The organism is Caballeronia sp. SEWSISQ10-4 2, from assembly GCF_030464885.1.
GTDB lineage: Bacteria > Pseudomonadota > Gammaproteobacteria > Burkholderiales > Burkholderiaceae > Caballeronia.
This window is the reverse complement of record NZ_JALPRJ010000022.1, coordinates 80,632-100,937: the sequence shown is the minus strand read 5'-3', so window position 1 is coordinate 100,937 and position 20,306 is coordinate 80,632. Positions and strand designations below refer to the sequence as shown.

Here is a 20,306-nt window from a genome sequence, read left to right as displayed (position 1 = left end):
CACCGTCTTGTGCGCTTCTCACTCGCGCGAAAGAGAGGCTTGAGCATCGCAACAAATCTGATCGGAAGCTTGACCCACAAGCCTGAGCGACTGCCTTACATCCAGCGTTCCTCTACACCACCAGGCAAGCTCGCCAAACCATCCCCTATTTCCGGTGAGAAATGCGGTAACGAAGCCGTAACGCACCGAGTCACATTGCGGGCTACTTTAGTGACTCGTCTAGTGACTTGCACGCGAGGGCAGCAACCATGATGAAACATATTCTTTCCGCACAAGTTCTTGCAGCGGTTTTGCGAGCCAGTTCAACACCACTGTTTTCAGAGATGCTCGTGGCCGCCTCGGCGGGGCGAGATCGCGTGGCTTTCTTCCGCGACAACGTCAAGAAGCCGGCCGCCTTCCGGCGAAACGGCAGCCGATAACGGCGGGTTTTCGGCCAACGCATCTGCCACAGGTTCCAAATCCTTCTGTAATCGAATAGCAAGGCAGTGAGCTTGCCACCAGATTGTTGCCAATCCCGGCAATACCTTACAAAATGATAAGGATTACAAAATATGCCTCTAGTGAAAGACAGAGTTGATTCCCAGCGCAACCCGGTTCAGGCGGAAAACATCGAGAAGATCGATCCGCCCGGACCGGTGCGCGTTACTTCAATCAACCGGATCGAACTGGAACCCGACGGTAAACATATGGTGGTGCATAGCGAGCAATCCACACTCACGTTCCACTACTCGGTGTTCCGGGAACTGCTTGCAGTGCTGCCCGCCGCGATCATGCAGTCGGAACGAATGCTTCGGCCAACGCCGCACATCAACTTCGCGATGGGCTGCGAAGGTTGGGAACTTGGCGCTATCGATAACGGCAAAAGCCTGGTTCTCACGTTTCGCCTTCAGGGCGGTGCGGACATCTCATTCTGTCTTCCCCGAGAACAAATCCCGCCCATGGTCGATGCGCTCATAGCCGCAGCACGACTCGTTCAGATTCCAACGCACGCCAGCGGCCCCTTGCAGTAACCAGCTAATACAGCGCAGTTCGTGAGCGGCCCGAAATAGCGAGTTCAGGCCAGACGCGGCACCGATCACGTCCGATACGACGACACGGATAGCAGAGCAACACATTCGGGCCGATATGCTCGTCAAGACCATCAAATGAAATTTAACTTCCGAAACTTACGCACCGCTCACTCAGTTGTCGCCATCGCGTTGAACGCGTTCATTGCGCCGACCGTGTTTGCCGCGACCAGCAGCTTTGTCATCAAGGATATACAGATAAGCGGCCTGAAGCGCATCGAGGCCAGCTCGGTCTTCGCCTATGTTCCGCTCAAACGAGGTGACGTCTTCTCGGACGATAAAGCGTCGGAAACCATTCGCGCACTCTATGCAACCGGCTTCTTCGACGACGTCCAGATCGAGGCCCAGGGCAATGTGGTCATCGTGAAAGTGCAGGAGCGCGCCGCCGTCTCGTCAATCGACTTCGCCGGTATTCACGAATTCGACAAAGACAACCTAGCCAAAGCATTGCGTTCGGTCGGCCTGTCGCAAGGCAGCACTTACGACAAGGCCCTTGTCAGCAAAGCCGAACAGGAACTGAAGCGCCAATACCTGACACGGGGCTATTACGCCGCCGACGTTACTACGACGGTCACGCCGATCGACCGCAATCGCGTATCCATTTTGTTCTCCGTGACGGAAGGTCCGAGCGCGAAGATTCGCCAGATCAACTTCATAGGCAATCAGGTTGCGAGCAGCACGACACTGCTCGATGAGATGCAATTGTCGACCCCTAACTGGTTCTCGTGGTACACGAAGAACGACCTGTACGCGAAGGAAAAGTTGACGGGGGATCTGGAGAAGGTTCGCTCGTATTACCTGAACCGCGGGTATCTCGAGTTCAACATCGACTCCACGCAGGTGTCGATCTCGCCCGACAAGAAGGACATGTACCTGACCATCACCATTCACGAGGGTGAGCCGTACACCATTTCAAGCATCCAGCTTGCCGGCAATCTGCTCGATCGCGACGCCGAGCTAAAAAAACTCATCTCCATCCGCGCCGGCGACCGTTTTTCGGCTGAAAAACTGCAAGCCATGACCCAGGCAGTAGTCGACAAGCTGGGCGAATATGGCTATGCGTTCGCACAGGTCAATGCCCAGCCGGGGATCGACCAGGTCCATCACACGGTCGCGATCACACTGCAGGTCGATCCGGGGCGCCGCGTATACGTGCGTCGGGTGAATATTGAAGGTAATACGCGGACGCGCGACGAGGTGATCCGTCGCGAAATGCGCCAGATAGAAAGTTCATGGTTCGACAGCGCCCGTCTCAAGCTCTCGAAGGAGCGGATCGATCGCCTGGGGTATTTCACGAACACGGAGGTAACCACGATTCCGGTTCCAGGTACCAACGACGAAGTCGACGTGGACGTCAAGGTGGAAGAGAAACCAACGGGCGCGATCACGCTGGGCGCAGGTTACGATTCGAGCGACAAAATCGTACTGTCGGCCGGGGTATCGCAGGAAAACGTGTTCGGCTCCGGAACCACGCTCGCTGTCAACGTGAACACGGCGCAGACGTACCGGACTTTGTCGGTGACCCAGACCGACCCCTACTTTACGATTGACGGGATCAAGCGCATTACCGACGTGTATTACAGAACCACCTATCCGCTCTATAACTTTAACGATACGAGTTTTCGGATCACGTCGGTCGGAGCGGATATGAAGTTCGGCATCCCCTTCTCCGAGTCGGATGTGGTTTATTTTGGCGCCGGCTTCGAGCAGGACCGTTTCAACACGGACTCGTCAACGCCACAAAGTTACCTGGACTACGTGGCCGATTTCGGGCGGGTGGTGAACAACGTTCCCGTGACAGCGGCCTGGTCACACGACGCACGCGATAGCGCGCTGATACCGAGCAAAGGCTACTTTCTCCAGACCAACGCGGAGCTCGGCACGCCGGCAGGAAATACCCAGTACTACAAATCAGATATTCAGGCTCAATACTATTACACGCCGGCGAGAGGTTTCATTCTTGGCCTGAATTTCCAGGCCGGTTACGGTCACGGCATAAACGGCCAGGCCTATCCGATCTTCAAGAATTACTACGGCGGCGGTATTGGTTCGGTGCGGGGCTACGAGTCCGGTTCGCTTGGTCCGCGCGACGCCACAACCAACGACCCCATCGGCGGCTCGAAAATGGTCGTTGGAAATATAGAAATGACCTTCCCCCTGCCAGGCACCGGGTACGACCGGACCTTGCGGGTGTTCACCTTCGTCGATGGCGGCAATGTCTGGGGCAACGAAGGCAACAGCGTCGGCGCCAACGGCTTGCGCTACAGCTATGGCGCGGGCCTCGAGTGGATCTCCCCTATCGGGCCTCTCAAGCTGGACATGGGCTTCCCGATCGTGCGCCACGCGGGAGACCAATATCAAAAGTTCCAGTTCCAGATTGGCACGTCGTTCTAACCCGTGGTGTCCGCAGAAACACCCATCGGGTTCACGCCGTGCATGCGTCATATTGCCGTTGCAGCGGCGATCGTCATGTTCCTCGCGCCTTCGCCCACTCGCGCGCAACTAAGCGGCGCGGCATCACAGGCGGAATCGATCGAACCGCCCTGGGGCCTGCGATTCGCGCCTGAAGTCACAGAACATCCGTTGCCGGCAAACTCTTCGCCCGCCGTGTTCGGTGTCGGCGATTCGGCGGACGGCGATGAGGATCGTGACATGTCGCTCAAGGGCAGCGGCGAGATACGGCGCGATACGACCCTTGTGAAGGGCGACGCTGTCCACTACGACGTCGACCGTAACGTAGCCGATGCCTACGGCCACGTGCATGTCGTCGACGGCTACGACGTTTTCACCGGTCCGGAAGCCCATCTGCACGTCGATGCCAACGAGGGCACCATGACTACGCCGACCTACCACTTCAATCTGACGGGTGGCTCGGGCAGCGCCGAGCGCATCGACCTGATCGATAACGAGCGTTCAGTTGTGCATCACGGCACTTACACCGCGTGCCAGTGCGAAGACGATCCGGCCTGGTACCTCAAGGCTTCACGTTTCGACATGGACCAGGGATCGGACGAAGGCATCGCCCACAACGGCGTACTGTTCTTCCGGGGTGTGCCAATCTTCGCCAGCCCATGGTTGTCGTTCCCGTTGTCCGGGAATCGCCAGAGCGGTCTTCTTCCGCCAACCTTCTCGCTGAGTTCGACGAATGGATTCGACCTTACCCTCCCGTATTATTTCAACATTGCGCCGAACTATGACCTGACGTTGACGCCACGCATCATGTCCAAACGGGGCGTCATGCTGACAACGAATTTCCGCTATCTGACGCCCACGTATTCGGGCACCGCGACCATCGCATATCTGCCCAGCGACGAGATCACCAAGACCAACCGCTATTCGATCAACATCCAGCACAATCAGAACTTCGGTGACGGTTTCGGTGCGTACATCAACTATTCGAGTGTGTCGGACGTCAACGTCACGACGGACCTGAGCACCAATAACGCGGCGCTGATCAACGGGCAGGACATCTTCCAGCAGGAAGCGGGCGTGACCTACAACAACGGTCCATGGTCAGTGCTCGCGCGCGTCCAGCGCTGGCAATCGTTCAGCACGTCGCCGCCCTACAATCGCGACCCCGAACTCGATGTCAAGTACGCGAAGTACAACGCCGGCGGATTCGATTTTGGCGCAGAGGCAGACGTCACGCGATTCAGCATTTCGACCGCCGACTCCACCGAAGGCAGCCGCTTCACGTTCAATCCGTTTGTCAGCTATCCGCTGTCCGGACCGGGATGGTTCATCACGCCGAAGGTTCAATGGCATTACGTTGCCTACGACCTGACCTCGATCGGAAGCAGCGCGCCGACAGGGCAGCCACATGACTTCTCGTTCAATGTGCCCACCTTCAGCCTGGACTCCGGACTCGTGTTCGAACGCAGCGTGCGCCTGTTCGGGACGGACTATATCCAGACGCTGGAACCCCGGTTGTACTACGTCTATACGCCCTACCGGAATCAGACCTTCGCACCGGTCTTCGACACGGGCGAGGAGGACTTTGGACTAGCGCAGATTTTCACGGACAACACCTTCGTCGGCGGCGATAGGGTTGCCGACCTGAACCGGCTCACTGCTGCCGTGACGACACGGTTCATCAACCAGGCTACCGGAGACGAACGCGCCCGCTTCGTGATCGCGCAGGAATACTATTTCACCAATCCGCAGGTCGTGCTGGAGTCGGGCGAATCCGTGACCGATGTCCGCGGCACCGACATCATTGTTGGAGGATCGATCAAGATCGGCGCCGGCTTCTCGACCGAGCAGGCGGTCCAGTACGACGAGCAGCATGACCGGTTCGACCGGACGACCTCCGGCTTCACCTGGAAGCCGGCGGATCGCGAGGTGGTCAGCCTTGCTTACCGGTATACACGCGCCGACGAGGACCTCGATAACGAGGCGGAGAACCAGATTGTCGCGTCAGGGCAGTGGCCGCTGAGCCGCAGGATCTACGCCGTGGGCCAGGCCAATTTCGACATAGTCGCTCATCACCTCGTGGCCGGGTTGCTCGGCGTTCAGTACGACGCGGATTGCTGGTCGCTCAGCCTGGCGGTACAAAAATATACCAACGTGTCCACCACAACGAGCGTAGCCAGCAGCGCAACCCGCGTGTTGCTACAGCTTCAACTCAAAGGGCTGACGAAAGTCGATAACGGACTGTCCTCGCAATTCCGCGCGAGCATTCCCGGCTATACGCCACTGCCCTCACCGGCTGCGCCCGAGTCGCGGTTCTCGGACTACGAATGACGATGGACTGCAGGATTGCTGTCCTGCACGCGTGCGGCACTTCTCTGTCACAGTAGAGGACTGCAAGCCAGTCCAACTCATTGACGACCCGATCCTCATGACCCTCCGTGACAATGACGTTCCTCCCGCACTCGAATGCCGCGGCTTGAACAAGGCCTACGGCGCGAGCCGCGTACTGCTGGCAAACCTCGACTTCGCACTCGAGCCCGGGGAGTTTGTCGCGATCATGGGCGACTCGGGCGTCGGCAAGTCGACGCTTTTGAACCTGATCGCGGGTCTCGATACCGCTGACAGCGGCGAGGTGCTGATCGACGGCACGTCCATCTCGAGTCTCGACGATGACGCCGCCACCCGCCTTCGACGGCAAAAACTCGGCTTCGTATTCCAGGCATTTCACGTCCTGCCGCATCTGACGCTGGTTCAAAATGTCGCGCTGCCACTACTGCTCAACAATACCGCCCCGGCCCGCGCGCTCGACTTGCTCGAGGCGGTCGGTCTGGGCGGTCGCGGCGACGACTTTCCGCGGCAACTCTCCGGCGGAGAACTGCAGCGTGTCGCCATCGCACGCGCGCTCGTACACCGGCCCACGCTGATTCTGGCCGACGAACCGACGGGCAACCTGGACCCCGATACCGCGCATGAAGTGCTCTCGTTGTTCCGTGCAGAGATCAAGGCGAACGGCGCCGCCGCGATCATGGTCACCCACTCCATGGCCGCGGCGGCCAGTGCGGACCGGATCCTTGTCCTGAGCGAGCATGGCCTGCATGCCGGTGAATAAGCCCGTGACGCAATCCTCCCGGCGTATTGCAGGCAGCCGGCTCCTCGCGCGTTGGCTGCTAGGTGCGGAGTGGCGCAGTCATCCGGCGCGCGCGATAGTGGCCATCGCTACGATCGCGCTGGGCGTGGCGCTCGGTTATGCGGTGCAGCTCATCAACAGCGCCGCATTCAACGAGTTCTCCGCGGCTGCCAAGAGTCTCTCCGGCGAGGCCGACTTACAGGTGCGCGGCGCGCAGCCACACTTCGATGAAAGCTGGTACCCGCGTCTTGCAACGGAAGCGGGCGTGGCTTTGGCCAGCCCCGTGCTAGACCTGGATGTGACCGTGCCCGGCCAGAGCGCCGCGTTGAAAGTGCTTGGCATCGACGTCTTCAGGGCGAGCCGTATCACGCCAGAACTGGTCGGCGTGCCTTCGGCGCAGCGTCCGCTCGATACCCTTTCCGACGACGCCATCTTCCTCTCGCCTGCAGCGCAACAGTGGCTTCACGCAGCGCCCGGCGAGCATGTCGCGCTGCGTAGCGGCACGTCGACCGTGCAACTTCGGGTAGCGGGCGGCATCGTCAGGACACGGTCCGGTCAACGTATTGCGGTGATGGATATCGCCGCCGCTCAGTGGCGTTTCGGTCTTGAAGGGAAACTCTCGCGCGTCGACCTGCAGCTCCAGCGCGGCGTCGATCGGGAGCGCTTCAAACGCGAGCTGCAAGAGCGGCTTGGCAGTCAACTGGTTGTAGCCGAAACGCGTGACGATGAAAGCCGGACCGATCGCTTGTCGCGCGCTTATCGCATCAATATGAATGTGCTCGCGCTGGTGGCCCTTTTTACCGGCGCGTTTCTGGTGTTCTCGACGCAAGCGTTAGCGGTCGTCCGGCGCCGTGCGCAGTTCGCGATGCTTCGCGTATTGGGTTTTACGCGCGGTCAGCTTCTACGCCAGATCCTGATGGAAGGGGCGCTTCTCGGTGTGATCGGTTCCGTACTCGGTCTGGCGCTGGGTTATGTGCTGTCCAGCGTCGCACTGCGTTTCTTCGGCAGCGACCTGGGCGGCGGCTACTTCCCGGGCGTGCAGCCCCATGTCGGCTTCGAGCCGCTTGCAAGTGCGGTGTTTCTTGCGCTGGGTATCGGCGTGTCCGTGCTCGGCAGTCTCGTCCCGGCGCTGGAGGCGGCGCGGGCAAGGCCGGCCGCAGCGCTCAAAGCCGGCAGCGAAGAAGGCGCGCTCGCAAGGCTGGCAACGCCCTGGCCTGCGCTTGCTTGCCTCGCTGCCGCGGGGATACTGACACTCTTGCCGCCCCTATTCGATATCCCCATCCTCGGTTATCTCGCTGTCGCGCTGTTGCTGATCGGCGGTATCGCGCTGATGCCGCGTTGCACGGCGATCGTGTTCACCGCACTCAGCCGCCGGCGTACGAAACACCGTACGAGCGCCACCACGACGCTGGCGCTCGCCCGGCTAGCGAATGCCCCGGGGCAGGCATCCATCGCCATGGGCGGCGTTCTGTCGAGCTTTGCGCTGATTGTCGCGATGGCCATCATGGTTGCGAGTTTCCGTGTGTCGGTCGATGACTGGCTGGCCCATCTCTTGTCCGCCGACCTATACGTTCGCGTCGCGCCCAATGGCGACACCGGCGGTCTGAGTCCTGGCGAACAAGCGGCGCTCGCTGCGGCTCCAGGCGTAAAGAACGCTGCGTTCACCCGCACGTCCCATCTCACGCTCGATCCTGCGCGTCCGGCCGTGGCCTTGCTTGCGCGCGACATCGACGCAGCCGATCCCGGTGCATTAATGCAGATGACCGGTCCTGTGCTTCCGCCATCAGCCCTGCACGACGGCGAGACGCCGATCTGGGTGTCGGAGGCGATGGTCGATTTGTATCGATACGGGCTTGGACAACGGCTTCGGTTGTCCATCGGCGCGTCTGGCGGAACGTTTGTTGTGGCAGGTATCTGGCGCGACTATGTGCGGCAAACCGGCGCGATCCAGTTGCGCCTTGCCGACTACAGACGCTTGACGGGTGATACAGGAGCCACCGACGTAGCCATCACGATCAAGCGCGGCGCAAGCGTGGAAAGTGTCATTGCGAGCCTGCGAAAACTGCCCTTCGGCGCCGCGATGGAGTTTGCTCAACCCGGCGATATCCGCGCCCGGACACTGACAATTTTCGACCGGAGCTTCGCGGTAACCTATCTTCTGGAAGCGGTGGCGATCGTGATCGGGCTGTTCGGCGTGGCCGCCACGTTCTCCGCGCAAACACTCGCTCGCGCGCGGGAGTTCGGCATGCTGCGGCACGTTGGCGTGACCCGTCGTCAGGTGCTGGTCATCCTCGCGACGGAGGGCGGCATGCTGACCGCGCTCGGGATTGCAGTGGGATTTATCCTCGGCTGGGCGATCAGTCTCATCCTGGTCTTCGTCGTCAATCCGCAGTCGTTCCACTGGAGCATGTCGATGCATATCCCATGGTCTGTGTTGAGCACGGTTGCGCTGGTGATGTTGATCTCGTCATGTGCAACAGCTGTGGTTGCGGGACGCAAGGCGGTGTCTTTCGATGCGGTGCGTGCCGTCAAGGAGGACTGGTAATGCGTGGTCTTCGAACATTGTTAAGCCAGGCGCGGCGGTGGCTTATGGTGGCGTGCGTTTGCAGCCTGGCGAATCCACCGTCCATGGCGACCGAGTTCGCCGCCGTCACGCCCGATCGTCCGCTTGTCTTCGAGCACGATACCGGCGCGCATCCGGCCTTCCGCACCGAATGGTGGTACGCAACGGGTTGGCTCAATCAACCGGACGGCAAACCGCTCGGTTTCCAGATCACATTCTTTCGCTCGGCGACCGGACATGATCCAGCGGACACGGGCGCGTTTGCGCCGTCGCAGTTGATCATCGCTCATGCAGCGCTTAGCGATCCCTCGCTGGGACGACTCGTGCACGACCAGAAGATTGCGCGTCAGGGTTTCGGCCTCGCGTATGCAAAGACCGGTAACACGGACGTCAAGCTCGATGCATGGCAACTCGTGCGAGCAGCCGATGGTCGCTACACGGTGACCGTGAATGCCGCTGATTTCACGCTGAACCTGTCACTCACGCCGACTCAAGAACCGCTGCTGCAAGGCGACAAAGGTTACTCGCGAAAAGGTCCGCTGGCGGCACAAGCGAGCTATTACTACAGCGAACCGCAATTGCGAGTGAGCGGTAAGGTCACACGCGTTTCCCACTCAAGCGATAAAGCCGGTCTTGACACGGCAGTCACCGGCTTGGCATGGCTGGATCATGAATGGTCGAGCACGATGCTTAGCGCCGATGCAACGGGATGGGACTGGCTCGGCGCCAACCTGTCCGACGGTTCCGCGCTCATGGCATTCAAGGTACGCGGACGAAATGGCGGCACCGTCTGGTCACACGCGGCGCTTCGCGAAAGCAACGGTCACGTGATGGTTTTCGATGCGGGGCAAGTCGATTTCACGCCGCTTCGAACCTGGCGCTCGCCACGCACCGGCACGTCTTACCCGGTATCGGAAACGCTCAGGACCGGTGCGTTCACATGGCGCCTCGATCCGTTGATGGACGATCAGGAACTCGACTCCAGCCAGTCGACGGGCGCAGTGTATTGGGAGGGAGCGGTAGCGGTGAGTCGTGACGGCAAAACCCTGGGTCACTGTTATCTTGAACTGACGGGATATGCCAAGGCGCTGAAGCTGGAAAAATAGCGGTGCTCGTTGCAGGGCACGGCGTCATAAAAAAGCAATATGACAAGGGCGTGACCAGGCGGTCGCACAAGCTTGCTGGCACGCGTGCTGTAGTACGGCATCTGCGCAATCACACGCGTGCCAGCCGTCACCGCAAGGGCGACGCGAAGCTTAGTTCTTCAGGCTGTCCGGCACCTTCCCGCCATTGGCCGCAAGCTGTTCCATCACGGCTTTGTGCAACCAGATGTTCATCGATGCGGAATCGTTCGTGTCACCCGTATAGTTCAACTCGCCTGCCAGCTCCTTGCGCGCGGAAAGACTGCTGTCGAGACCCAGCAATTTCATCAGATCGACAATCGATGTCCGCCAGTTCAATTGCTCCGACGTATTCGCCTGGAGCGCTGTGAGCACCGCTTCGACATCCACCGGTTCTGGTGCTGCGGCCGGTGCGGCTGCTTCAGGTGCAGAGGTTGCAGCAGGCGCAGCCGGATCGGCAGGCGCTGTGTTCGCCGGATGGCTTGAAGGGAAAATCTTGCTCAGGATAGTGCCGAAGATGCTCATGATGTATATCCCTTGGTCGACGTAGTGAACGACGTTGTGAAGCGGCGCGTTCGCCGGTTCATGCGGCCAGTGCGCAAATTGCGTTCCCGAAACATCAGCGCAATGTCGCGAGTCCAGCGCACAGCAGCAAGGACATTGTAGGCGATCGATCGGCCTCGCATGGTGATGCATGCAAGGCACGCAGGTGATCGTTTCCGAAAGACAGGTTGAACCCAGCGCTCGTTTCGACTATAGCTTCGCATCGAGCAAAAACCAGGATTATTCATGCGATTATTCGCCCACCGCGACTCCATGCTCCGCCATGACATCAAAACGCCAGGTTGACTCCGCCCGCTTCGTACACGGTTCGACCTTGCGGCATGTCATTGTCATGGCAGGAACAGGCGCGATCGGATTGATGGCCATATTCGCCGTCGATCTCGCCAATCTCTTCTACGTATCGTTGCTTGGCGACACGTCGGTCGCCGCAGCGGTCGGGTTCGCCGGGACCATCAACTTCTTCCACACGGCTATTTCCATCGGCATGACGATAGGCGTCAGCGCGACCGTCGCGCGGCTTCTCGGTGCCGGCCAGCGAACGAAAGCGCGGCAGGTTGCGTCGGCGAGTCTTGTCCTGATGATGCTGGTCACCATGGTGCTGAGCGCCGCCACGTTGCTCTTCCTGGATCCGATCCTGAACGCGCTCGGCGCTGCGGGCGAAACGCGCGTGCTGACCCGCAGCTTCCTGATGATCACCGCGCCCACGTACGTGTTCCTCGCCATCGGCATGTGTACGGCCGCGCTGATGCGTTCTGTCGGCGACGCCCGACGAGCGATGACCGTCACGCTGACCGCCGCAGTCGTGACCGCGATCCTCGATCCGATCCTGATCTTCGGGTTCCATCTTGGGCTGACGGGTGCGGCCATATCGAACGATATAGCGCGCTTCGCGCTTGCGCTTGTCGGTCTGCATGGTGCGATCCGGGTCAACGATCTCATTGGCCGTGTTCGCATTGCACGCTTGTGGTCCAACGGCCAGCCGGTCATGAAGGTTGCGCTGCCCGCTGTGCTGACCAACCTCGCGACGCCCGTTGCCAGCGCATACGTCACGCACGCGATGGCCAGCTTCGGCGCGGCGGCCGTCGCGGGGCAAGCGACTATCGACCGAATCACACCGGTGGCCTTCGCGGTGATCTATGCGCTGACCGGTGCGGTCGGGCCGATCGTTGCCCAGAATCTCGGCGCGGGCCGTGCGGACCGTATCCGCGAAACCGTTCGCAACAGCCTGGTGTTCGTGCTGCTGACCGTTCTGCTTGCGTGGATCGTGCTGGCGCTGGCTCAGGGCGGCCTGATCCGTGCCTTCTCGGCCCGCGGTGACACGGCCGTCATTATCACGGCGTTCTGTTCGTGGCTGGTGACGAGCTATGCGTTCGTCGGCTGCCAGTTTGTGGCCAACGCGACGTTCAATAATCTCGATCGTCCGTTGTTGTCGACGCTCTTCAACTGGGGACGCGCGACTATCGGCACGGTGCCGTTTGTTGCGGCCGGGATGCGGCATGGTCCGGTCGGTGTGATGATCGGACAGGCCGCCGGCAACGCAATCTTCGGCACGCTCGCGATGCTGGTGGCGTATTCCGTCGTCAAGCGCTTGCCGATGGGGGATTGCGCTGCGCTAGCGAGCAAGGACAGCAACCGGCTGGAGCAATCCGTCGTTAATGTCCCTGGCGCGGCTGCGGGAAATACGATGGCACCGGACGTGGAGTTAAAGGAACTTCCCTCGCGTGGTGGCTAGGCGGCTTAGGCGCTAAGCACTTAAGCGCGGTTTTCTCTTTGCATTCAGCTTTAATTCACCTCGCCTGACTGGCATATTCACGCCCTTATTTCCTTAGGCTTATTCAATAAGCGGCTGCGTCCGATTGTTCATCTCGCACGGATTCACCATTCCCCTCTATCGGTACAATATTTCGATAGTGCGCGCATATACTGCATTCCATCGACGCAGCACACCAACCAGCAGGACCGCTGCGTAGCCCATGAATGAAGTCATTGATACGCATCGGAGCACATCATGAACAAGACCCTTATTGCATCGTTGTTAGTCGCTGTTTCCACCGCTCTTGGAGCACCCGCATTCGCCAGCAGCGGCTATGGTCCGGCACCATCGTACAACCCGCTGGTCGGCGCACCTGCTTCGCAACGCGGCCAAAGCGCGCAAACCATTGCAGCTGAAAAAGCAGCGGGTAACGATGCGAGCGCAAGCGCGTACGGCGGCGTGAAAAGCACCACCACGCAATCCGGTGAACGCGCTCAAGCCAACGATGCACGCTCGACCTATTCCCACAATTAATAAAATCTGAAGTTTTGGCTAAGCGGAAAATCAATGCCCTGCGAATGCAAGTTCGCAGGGCATTGGCGTTTTTATGAGCTTGGTGACATGAGGAACACTCATGCTGAGGACACGGCGTAGAGAACTTTGATGCATAGTTGAGAGTCGACAACTAAGCCAACCTCCCCGCTGTCTCCACCACAAAGGAAGAACCCTCATGTCAGAGCAAGCACAATTCGAACTCTTTGCGTTCTGGCGCTCGTCCGCCGCGTTTCGCGTACGCGTCGCACTTAATTTGAAAGGCCTGAGCGCGCACGAACAGAACATCGATCTCGACGCGGGCGAGCAACGCGGCGCGGAATTCCTGAAAATCAGTCCGCTAGGGTCAATTCCCGCGTTGGTTCAGGACGGCCACGAACCGCTCACGCAATCGCTGGCCATCCTCGAATTCCTGGACGAACTCCAGCCCTCGCCGCCGTTGCTGCCAAGCGATTTATACGGTCGCGCACGCGTGCGGTCGATTGCATCGATGTGTGCTGCCGATACCCATCCGCTAATCGTGCCACGCGTGAAAAAGTATCTGCAGGAAACGGGCGGATTCGACGATGCCGAGTGGCGCGCGTGGCAAATCCGCTGGCTCGGTGCGGGTCTTGCCGCGGTTGAACAGCGTCTGGCAGGCGCGCCGGAAACGGGCACGTTCTGTCACGGCGATGAACCCACGATAGCGGACATTTGCCTCGCGAGCATTGTTGCGATAACACGAGTGTTCAAGATCGCGATCCCTGACGTACCGACTATCGACCGGATCATGACTGCGTGTGACCAGCATCCGGCGTTCATGAAGGCCGATCCCAAACGTCAGGCGGGTGCGCCTAAGTAAGCACTTGCGATGGCGGCGCGGTGGCTGATGGATCTTCGCCGCCGCACCCTGCTTTTAATAACCCGCGCCGCCGCTGGCATGCAGGTCGCAAGAAACGAAGCGTGACAAAGATGGCACGGAAGAGCAACGCGACAACAAGCATCGGCGGCTTCGAATGTTCCTATCCCGCGCAGCACATCGGGCTGATGTCTGGTCGATGCTGACACTCACCTCGCTACCTTGTTGCGTGCATCATCGTTGTCGTGTCGCGCATTGTCGCGCGTGGCGGGAGATACGCACACGTGATCGTTAGGGAATGCCTCGCGCCAGACAAAACCTTGACGGCATGTGTCCGGACCAAACGGACCACCGTTCCGTGATCGGCGGGAACCAGCGAGTCGATTGTCTTCGGCTGTCTGGTCGCGTGTGGACGGAGTGACACAGACGTGATCACGTTTCGTCGCTTCACGCCATACGTACCCTTGCTTGCAGCGGTCACGACTTGACGGAGGCGGATGAGAGGGGCCGACAGATAGTGGCTCCGACGTCTCGCCAACCGGTTCGTTCTCTGCGAAGGCCGGGATGGAGACAATGGTGGCAAGCGCGCAGGCAGTCAGCAGCGTTAAGCGACTCATCATGTACCTCGATCAAGGGAGGAAGAAGCCAATGCAACAAAGTGCTATTGCCACTAGAACGATTTCATGTTCTTCTTTTGAAGAATAATTGAGCGACGCCGTTCAAGTATAGGCGCTGCACTCTGCGCAGGAGAGCGGGATGAATCGTATGCACCGTTGCAATGCACTTTTCATTATCCGCATCCTGGCACTCATTTGTTTGGCTATGTTGACCGCTAAGAGTGACGCGTCACCTCGCGGCGGCGCGCGAGATTGCGCGACCCGCTTGCCCGGACGTGCGTCGGAATGGACGGCGCAGGAACAATGGGTATGGCAGCGCATTTGCGCAGGGCAAGTTGCAGATCTGCAAGCGTTCGGCGGAACGGACGAGCCGGCCGATGCGCTGCATTGGCCTGAGAAAAGAACGTTATCCGCCCGGTTCATCGAGACCGCTATGGCTGACGAACGATTGCGCAGCGCCATTCCGTATCGTGGCGTTGAGATTCGTGGCGCGAGATTTTCGGATGTGGTTGACTTCGAAAGCGCGCGATTGCATGTGCCTTTAACGCTAAGCCATTGCCAGTTCGACAAAGCGCTAAGACTGTCACAGGCAATTGTAGACGGACAGCTATCAATCGACCGAAGCAACTTCGAGGGCGACATCGATATGTCGGGCATCAAAACCTTCACCTCGCTGGTGCTTGACGGTGTGTCGGCCACTCATACAGTGAACCTCGTGGATGCCGATATTGGTGGACAGCTTTCGCTCAACGACGCAAAGATCAAAGGCCCCTTCAAAGCAGGTTCCGCCAAGGTTGCGAAGGGTCTTTATGCAACCGGCAGCGCATTTTCCGAGTTCAGCTTGACGGAAGCAAGCATAGGCGGTGAACTGGTGATCCGGAACAGCGTATTCGACGGACCTGCATCGTTCGATGCGGCGCAGGTGGGTCAAAGCGCGTATCTGATTCAAAAAACAACCTTCTTAAAGGACGTGACGTTCAGCGCGACACACGTGGCCGGCCAATTCGACATGAGCACCGCACAGATCGACGGACCGATTCGCATGGAGAATCTTTCCGTCGGTCGCAGCCTGTTCATGCGTGATATCTCCATCAAGACCCGGGCTTCCATGACATACCTGTCGGTCGGCGGCAATCTTGAACTGTCCAGCGGATCTTTTGCGACACTTGACCTGACAGGAGCACACATTGGGCAAGGCTTGCGCCTTGGCTCAAAGTTGCGGGCGGCTCCTCATTGGCAAGATGGCGCGCAACTGATTTTGCACAATGCTTCGGCACGCGACATTCAGGATCGTATGACGTGCCCCAAAGACCAGAACTGGACGGAATGTGTCGACGGCTGGCCCAAAAAGCTCGATCTGGTCGGATTCACTTATGAAAATCCGAGTGCGCTCGATGCCGACAAGTACAGCGATCTGTCACTGCGCTCGTCGGAATGGTGGATAGGGTGGCTTGATCGGCAGAGCGGTTTCCACCCGCAGACATACGCTCAGGTCGCCCGGATGCTAAGCAAGATCAACCAGGACGACAAAGTCATAGACGTGCTTTATGCGGAGAAAACCCGCGAGCGCGAACACGCGCATGGAATCGACCGGGTGCTGCTAACCCTGCACCAGATATTCGTGGGCTATGGCTTTCGCACCTCATACGCGCTGTGGTGGGCGATCGTTTTTATCTTCTTGGGCGCGGTGATATTGAGGGTGTCTGGCGAGGGGAAGCGTGCAGGCATACCGCTTGGAGTCGCATATAGCCTCGATATGCTTCTGCCGATCATTCGGTTACGCGAGGCACACTACGATATCGACCTGCAAGGACGGACGCGTTATTACTTCTATTTTCACAAGATCATGGGCTACGTCCTTGCGTCGTTTCTGATTGCGGGATTAGCGGGTCTCGTGAATACCACAGGGAAATAAGTACCAAGAAGACGCGAGCGCACGGTTGCAACTGCATTTGTTGTTCAACTAAATCGCGGGCGACGCTTTGCGGTCCCGATACGAATAAAACTCCTGATTTACAACGGCCGTTCATCGAAATCAAACAATCTGCAACGTCACCATTGTGCTGCCCGCCCTTTGGCGGTTGAGATAAAAAACTGTTTCTATCCGATACTGCCCTTGGGGCATTGAGGCTGGCAGCACGATAGTGAAGCTCGTCTTGTAAGCGCCGCTGCCCGGGAGCGTCGTCGCGCTGAGAGTATCCGTCTTGAACGGTTCAGTCTTGCCGTATTCGTACAGCCTGATTTCCACCGATACCGCCGACACCGGCTCACTCTTGCCCGAAACGACTTGCAGGTTCGAGACAATCGTTAGTTGCGCCCCGCGGCGAACCACGCCCGATGGATTGGCGCGAACATCCATGGTGACAATAGCGGGCTGGTCAGGCAGTTGCCCGTTATGCGCGCGCCGGTATTCGTCATCAACCTGAGATGAGTCCTGTGTCTGCTGCGTGGAGGAGTGAATTGCCACGCAGTCGCTGAAACTGACTGGCGGCGGCGCCTTCCCGTCGCTCGTATCCTTTGCCGCGCCTGTGCTGCGTGCCGTGGCCATTACGGCCGAGCCAAAACATGCCATTGTCTCCTTGACATGCATGTCATTGCAGGCGGCAAGGAAAAGCGGTGCGGCCAGCACCAAGCCTTTCAGCGGCTTGATAGCCGGAAGCGAATCGATGCGTTTTGTCTCTGCCCGCTCCACGGCAGTCTCCTCTCAGCGAGGTGCCGCTTTTACTGGCGGATGACCACGCCGTTATTCAGCAAGCGCTGCCGCTCGGTCCTGACGCCGGCAATGAACCGGTCGATACTCGCGTTGGATTCATAGCTTTGCGCCGTGACCGCAAGGTCTTCCGCGCAATCGAAGGCACTTTTAGCGCGTGCCGCTTCCGCCTTGCGCATCAGCTGTGTCATAACGCCCGTGCGTTGCTGGGCGAGTGCTGCAGCAATTGCAGCATCAGTCGACGCCAGTGTTGAGGAGGTCGGCGTCGACGGACATGCGGGCTGCCCCGGTGACTGCCGCGCGCTCGGCAACGCCTGGTTTTGCGCCGTCAGCTTCGCTTGCCGCGCGTGCAGTTCCTGCTCCGTCTTCTTTTGTTGTTCGGCGGTGTCGGACTGCTGCTGCGCGATACGTGCTTCACGTTGCGCCACCAGCGCAACCGGGCTGCGCGGGTCCATCGCGAGCATGCGCGCCGCCGAGATGCCGACGCAGAACCAGTCCTCGCTGAGCAGGCAGGTGTTGGCTTGCGTAAGCAACTGGACCATGTGCACATTGACGGGCGACGCTGCGATCTGCTTGGGCAGCAGCGCCCATGTGCCGGCAGCACCCATCGTCATGCCGGTCAGTGCGCCGATACCCGCCGTGAGCCAGCGGCGGGTGCGCGTGCCGGCCGCCACCTGCTGCGCGATGTTGATGCGCGAACTTTGCAGCGCCTCCTGGGTTTTGCCGAGCGCGGCTTGCAGGTCCGTGTTGCTGCGCTGTGCATCGGCATGAGCGATGTTTAGTTGTTCAATCTGCGTCAGCGCCTTCGCGTGGACACTTTCGAGCTCGCGCTTCGCGGTATCGAGCAACGAGTGTTTTTCGCTGATTGCCTGCGCCTTGGCCGCAGCGTCCTGCGCGGCGCTGCGCTGATTGTCCGCTTCCTGCCGGTGACTCTGCGCTTCCAGCCGCAGCTTCTCGGCCTCCTGCTGCAGGTCCGCAACTTTTTGCCGCAGCGATTCCAGGATCCGGTGGTGCACATCCAGCGCCTTTGCGTGGACGCTTTCAAGCTCGCGCTTCGCGGTATCGAGCAAGCTGTGTTTTTCGTTGACGGCCGCCGCTTCCTGCCGATGACCTGCCACCTCGCTGCGCAAGCGCTCGGACTCCTGCTGCAGGCCGGTGATCTGTTGCGCCAGTTTTTCCGCAATGCTCCGATGATCGTCGGCCTTCTTGCGTTCGGCTTCGGCCGCCAGTTGCTCATTTCGAAGACTGTCTTCCAGCTCGGCCAGGCGCTTTTGCGCGTCGAGCAGGCTCGCTTCGTTGGGGTCAGGCTTGACGGTTCCCGTCGCGGACCCGGCGTCCGGCGGAACGGGCGGCGGAACGGGCGGCGCATCGGGCGGCTCTTGCGGCTGCGGCGTGGCCGTGGTTACAACCTCTGGCGGCGCTTCCTCCCGCAACCGCCGCCACACGCACCGCTCCGGCTGCGCGTTGCGCGACTTGTCGCATTCGGCACACGCACCGTGCTCCCGCACCTGCAAAGGCAGGCGCTGGCAACCCGGACAACGTGCTGATTCGTTCGCCACATGTCCTCCTGCTCACGGCTGCCCGATATACACGAACATGTCGTCCGGAAATCCCTTGACGGTCTGCGCGCCGAAGCGACGCGTCAGCGGCACCACCAGGCTCAGCGTTTCGCCATTGGAATCGACGATCGCGAGCGGCGCATAGTGATGCTCCACGCCGTGCGGCGGCAACGCTGCGGGCTGGCGGTCTTTCTGGGGCCACAGGACATCGCCGGTCACGACGCGCGCGGGAATCAGCCAATAATCCCCGCTGCGATATTCGTGCCCGTGCGCTTTGTCGAACATGATCTCGACACCGTCTTCAAGTGTCAGCCATTGCTGCTCCACGATCAGCGCCGCACCCTCCGAGAGCTCCAGCCCGCCACGCCGCGGTTCGCCCGCAAGCTGGTCCCAGCGGCGCAGCACCAGCCGCGCGTCCTGGCGTGGTACCTGACTGAAAAGAGCTGCATCGACTTTCACTTGTCGGTTCAGCGGATCGACGAACACGATCTTCGCCAGCGCAGCCGCGCCGCGGTGGTGCTCGTGCTCGCCATCCGTCAGCTCGACGAACTGGCCCGGCGCGAGGTTCATGTTGTCGTCGCGGCCCCATGAGGCGAGCGTGACGGCCAGACCGTCGTCGGCGACGGTGTCCACGCGGAACGCGACCACGCCGTTATCGCGCGAGAACTTGAATGTCGGACGATGCCGGTCTTCAAGCTTGCCGCCCCGGTGGATCTCCACCCGGTACAACTGGTTCTCCGGTCCGCGATACGTCCGCCCCGCGCCGCTGCCGGCGTCCGGCTGGCCGTCATCGACCGTACGCGCACGTGCTTTCAGCGCACCGCGATGCCTGTGCTGCCAGCCAGCCGCCAGTTCATCCCACGGCGGATTGAGCGTGCCGAAAGTCTGCGCCGGCGCGCTCAGCCTGATCGCCCTGACCCGCCATTTGACCTGCATGCGCGCGGACGTGTCCGTGCCGCCGAGCGCGACTTCTCGGATGGCGTCGTCATCGAGCGCCGTCACTTCCTGCTCCCAGACATCGAGATAAACAAGATAATTGCCGGCTTCCTGAATGGAATGGCGCTGCAAGCGGCTGTTCTCGCATAGCAGTCCATCGACGTAATAGCGCCCTGTCGACATCAGCAGGTCGCCCGGCGGCAACTCGGCAAGTTCGGTCGTCAGTTCCTTGCGGTCTGCTTCGGTGAACTCGTCGTCGACATCGTCTTTTGTCAGCACGATCCGGAAACCGCACGCGCCGACGGGTCCGCCGAAGCGACCCGCGAGATCCATCATCATGGTGCGCAAGGTATGCAGCAGGATCGACGCGTGCTCGTTCAGGTCGGCGTCGAGCTGCGGGCGGCCTTGCTGCCAGACCAGCCGGCTGAAGCCGCGCCCAGGCTGGAAGCTGTCACGTGATATGTCGATGTTCTTCATCTTTTCCTCC

14 protein-coding genes and 1 pseudogene are annotated in these 20,306 nt (G+C 60.0%); 11 read left to right on the top strand and 4 right to left on the bottom strand.

Annotation, left to right across the window (positions count from 1 at the left end):
• Positions 1–248: 248 nt before the first annotated feature.
• The 7 genes and pseudogenes from M0D69_RS17010 (at position 249) to M0D69_RS16980 (ending at position 10,275) form a co-directional block, all read left to right on the top strand.
• Complete coding sequence (locus M0D69_RS17010) at positions 249–419, top strand: hypothetical protein (RefSeq protein WP_301783122.1); 171 nt, start codon at positions 249–251, stop codon at positions 417–419.
• 132 nt (positions 420–551) lie between these two features.
• A complete protein-coding gene (locus M0D69_RS17005; RefSeq protein WP_301783121.1) occupies positions 552–1,010 on the top strand; it encodes a hypothetical protein in 459 nt (152 codons plus the stop codon).
• Positions 1,011–1,229: 219 nt separating this feature from the next.
• A pseudogene (gene bamA, locus M0D69_RS17000) lies at positions 1,230–3,461 on the top strand (outer membrane protein assembly factor BamA); the annotation flags it as partial.
• Between the two features lie 42 nt (positions 3,462–3,503).
• Positions 3,504–5,810, top strand: coding sequence for an LPS-assembly protein LptD (locus M0D69_RS16995; protein ID WP_301783119.1), 2,307 nt, complete (start codon positions 3,504–3,506; stop codon positions 5,808–5,810).
• 97 nt (positions 5,811–5,907) lie between these two features.
• The gene (locus tag M0D69_RS16990) at positions 5,908–6,588 is read left to right on the top strand and encodes an ABC transporter ATP-binding protein (protein ID WP_301783118.1); all 681 of its coding nucleotides are present in this window, start codon (positions 5,908–5,910) and stop codon (positions 6,586–6,588) included.
• A complete protein-coding gene (locus M0D69_RS16985) occupies positions 6,575–9,151 on the top strand; it encodes an FtsX-like permease family protein (RefSeq protein WP_301783117.1) in 2,577 nt (858 codons plus the stop codon). The genes M0D69_RS16990 and M0D69_RS16985 overlap by 14 nt, the downstream gene beginning before the upstream one ends.
• Positions 9,152–9,234: 83 nt before the next feature.
• Complete coding sequence (locus M0D69_RS16980; protein ID WP_367619721.1) at positions 9,235–10,275, top strand: lipocalin-like domain-containing protein; 1,041 nt, start codon at positions 9,235–9,237, stop codon at positions 10,273–10,275.
• 150 nt (positions 10,276–10,425) lie between these two features.
• Here M0D69_RS16980 and M0D69_RS16975 read toward each other — a convergent pair whose 3' ends face one another.
• A complete protein-coding gene (locus tag M0D69_RS16975) occupies positions 10,426–10,815 on the bottom strand; it encodes a DUF3597 domain-containing protein (protein WP_301783116.1) in 390 nt (129 codons plus the stop codon).
• Positions 10,816–11,116: 301 nt separating this feature from the next.
• Between M0D69_RS16975 and M0D69_RS16970 the strand changes: the two genes are divergently transcribed.
• From M0D69_RS16970 to M0D69_RS16955, 4 genes are all read left to right on the top strand, one after another.
• Positions 11,117–12,586, top strand: coding sequence for an MATE family efflux transporter (locus tag M0D69_RS16970; RefSeq protein ID WP_301783115.1), 1,470 nt, complete (start codon positions 11,117–11,119; stop codon positions 12,584–12,586).
• A gap of 276 nt (positions 12,587–12,862) precedes the next feature.
• Positions 12,863–13,141 carry a hypothetical protein gene (locus tag M0D69_RS16965; RefSeq protein ID WP_301783114.1) on the top strand — a complete coding sequence of 93 codons (279 nt, stop codon included), beginning with the start codon at positions 12,863–12,865 and terminating at the stop codon, positions 13,139–13,141.
• A 196-nt stretch (positions 13,142–13,337) separates the two neighbouring features.
• Positions 13,338–14,000, top strand: coding sequence for a maleylacetoacetate isomerase (maiA, locus tag M0D69_RS16960; protein WP_301783113.1), 663 nt, complete (start codon positions 13,338–13,340; stop codon positions 13,998–14,000).
• A gap of 753 nt (positions 14,001–14,753) precedes the next feature.
• Positions 14,754–16,529, top strand: a complete 1,776-nt coding sequence (locus M0D69_RS16955; RefSeq protein WP_301783112.1) for a hypothetical protein — start codon at positions 14,754–14,756, stop codon at positions 16,527–16,529.
• A gap of 120 nt (positions 16,530–16,649) precedes the next feature.
• On the opposite strand, the gene M0D69_RS16950 is transcribed toward M0D69_RS16955, so the two are convergent.
• From M0D69_RS16950 to M0D69_RS16940, 3 genes are read right to left on the bottom strand one after another with little or no spacing between them, the layout of a single operon-like run.
• Complete coding sequence (locus tag M0D69_RS16950; RefSeq protein WP_301783111.1) at positions 16,650–17,306, bottom strand: hypothetical protein; 657 nt, start codon at positions 17,304–17,306, stop codon at positions 16,650–16,652.
• A 29-nt stretch (positions 17,307–17,335) separates the two neighbouring features.
• Complete coding sequence (locus M0D69_RS16945) at positions 17,336–18,883, bottom strand: hypothetical protein (protein WP_301783110.1); 1,548 nt, start codon at positions 18,881–18,883, stop codon at positions 17,336–17,338.
• A 12-nt stretch (positions 18,884–18,895) separates the two neighbouring features.
• The gene (locus M0D69_RS16940; protein WP_301783109.1) at positions 18,896–20,296 is read right to left on the bottom strand and encodes a DUF6519 domain-containing protein; all 1,401 of its coding nucleotides are present in this window, start codon (positions 20,294–20,296) and stop codon (positions 18,896–18,898) included.
• Between the last annotated feature and the right edge of the window lie 10 nt (positions 20,297–20,306).

Bases quoted from the DNA above. Each gene is read 5' to 3' on its own strand.
- M0D69_RS17010 (WP_301783122.1), top strand. From the start codon at position 249: ATGATGAAACATATTCTTTCCGCACAAGTTCTTGCAGCGGTTTTGCGA.
- M0D69_RS17005 (WP_301783121.1), top strand. From the start codon at position 552: ATGCCTCTAGTGAAAGACAGAGTTGATTCCCAGCGCAACCCGGTTCAG.
- M0D69_RS16995 (WP_301783119.1), top strand. From the start codon at position 3,504: ATGCGTCATATTGCCGTTGCAGCGGCGATCGTCATGTTCCTCGCGCCT.
- M0D69_RS16990 (WP_301783118.1), top strand. From the start codon at position 5,908: ATGACCCTCCGTGACAATGACGTTCCTCCCGCACTCGAATGCCGCGGC.
- M0D69_RS16985 (WP_301783117.1), top strand. From the start codon at position 6,575: ATGCCGGTGAATAAGCCCGTGACGCAATCCTCCCGGCGTATTGCAGGC.
- M0D69_RS16980 (WP_367619721.1), top strand. From the start codon at position 9,235: ATGGCGACCGAGTTCGCCGCCGTCACGCCCGATCGTCCGCTTGTCTTC.
- M0D69_RS16975 (WP_301783116.1), bottom strand. From the start codon at position 10,815: ATGAGCATCTTCGGCACTATCCTGAGCAAGATTTTCCCTTCAAGCCAT.
- M0D69_RS16970 (WP_301783115.1), top strand. From the start codon at position 11,117: ATGACATCAAAACGCCAGGTTGACTCCGCCCGCTTCGTACACGGTTCG.
- M0D69_RS16965 (WP_301783114.1), top strand. From the start codon at position 12,863: ATGAACAAGACCCTTATTGCATCGTTGTTAGTCGCTGTTTCCACCGCT.
- maiA (WP_301783113.1), top strand. From the start codon at position 13,338: ATGTCAGAGCAAGCACAATTCGAACTCTTTGCGTTCTGGCGCTCGTCC.
- M0D69_RS16955 (WP_301783112.1), top strand. From the start codon at position 14,754: ATGAATCGTATGCACCGTTGCAATGCACTTTTCATTATCCGCATCCTG.
- M0D69_RS16940 (WP_301783109.1), bottom strand. From the start codon at position 20,296: ATGAAGAACATCGACATATCACGTGACAGCTTCCAGCCTGGGCGCGGC.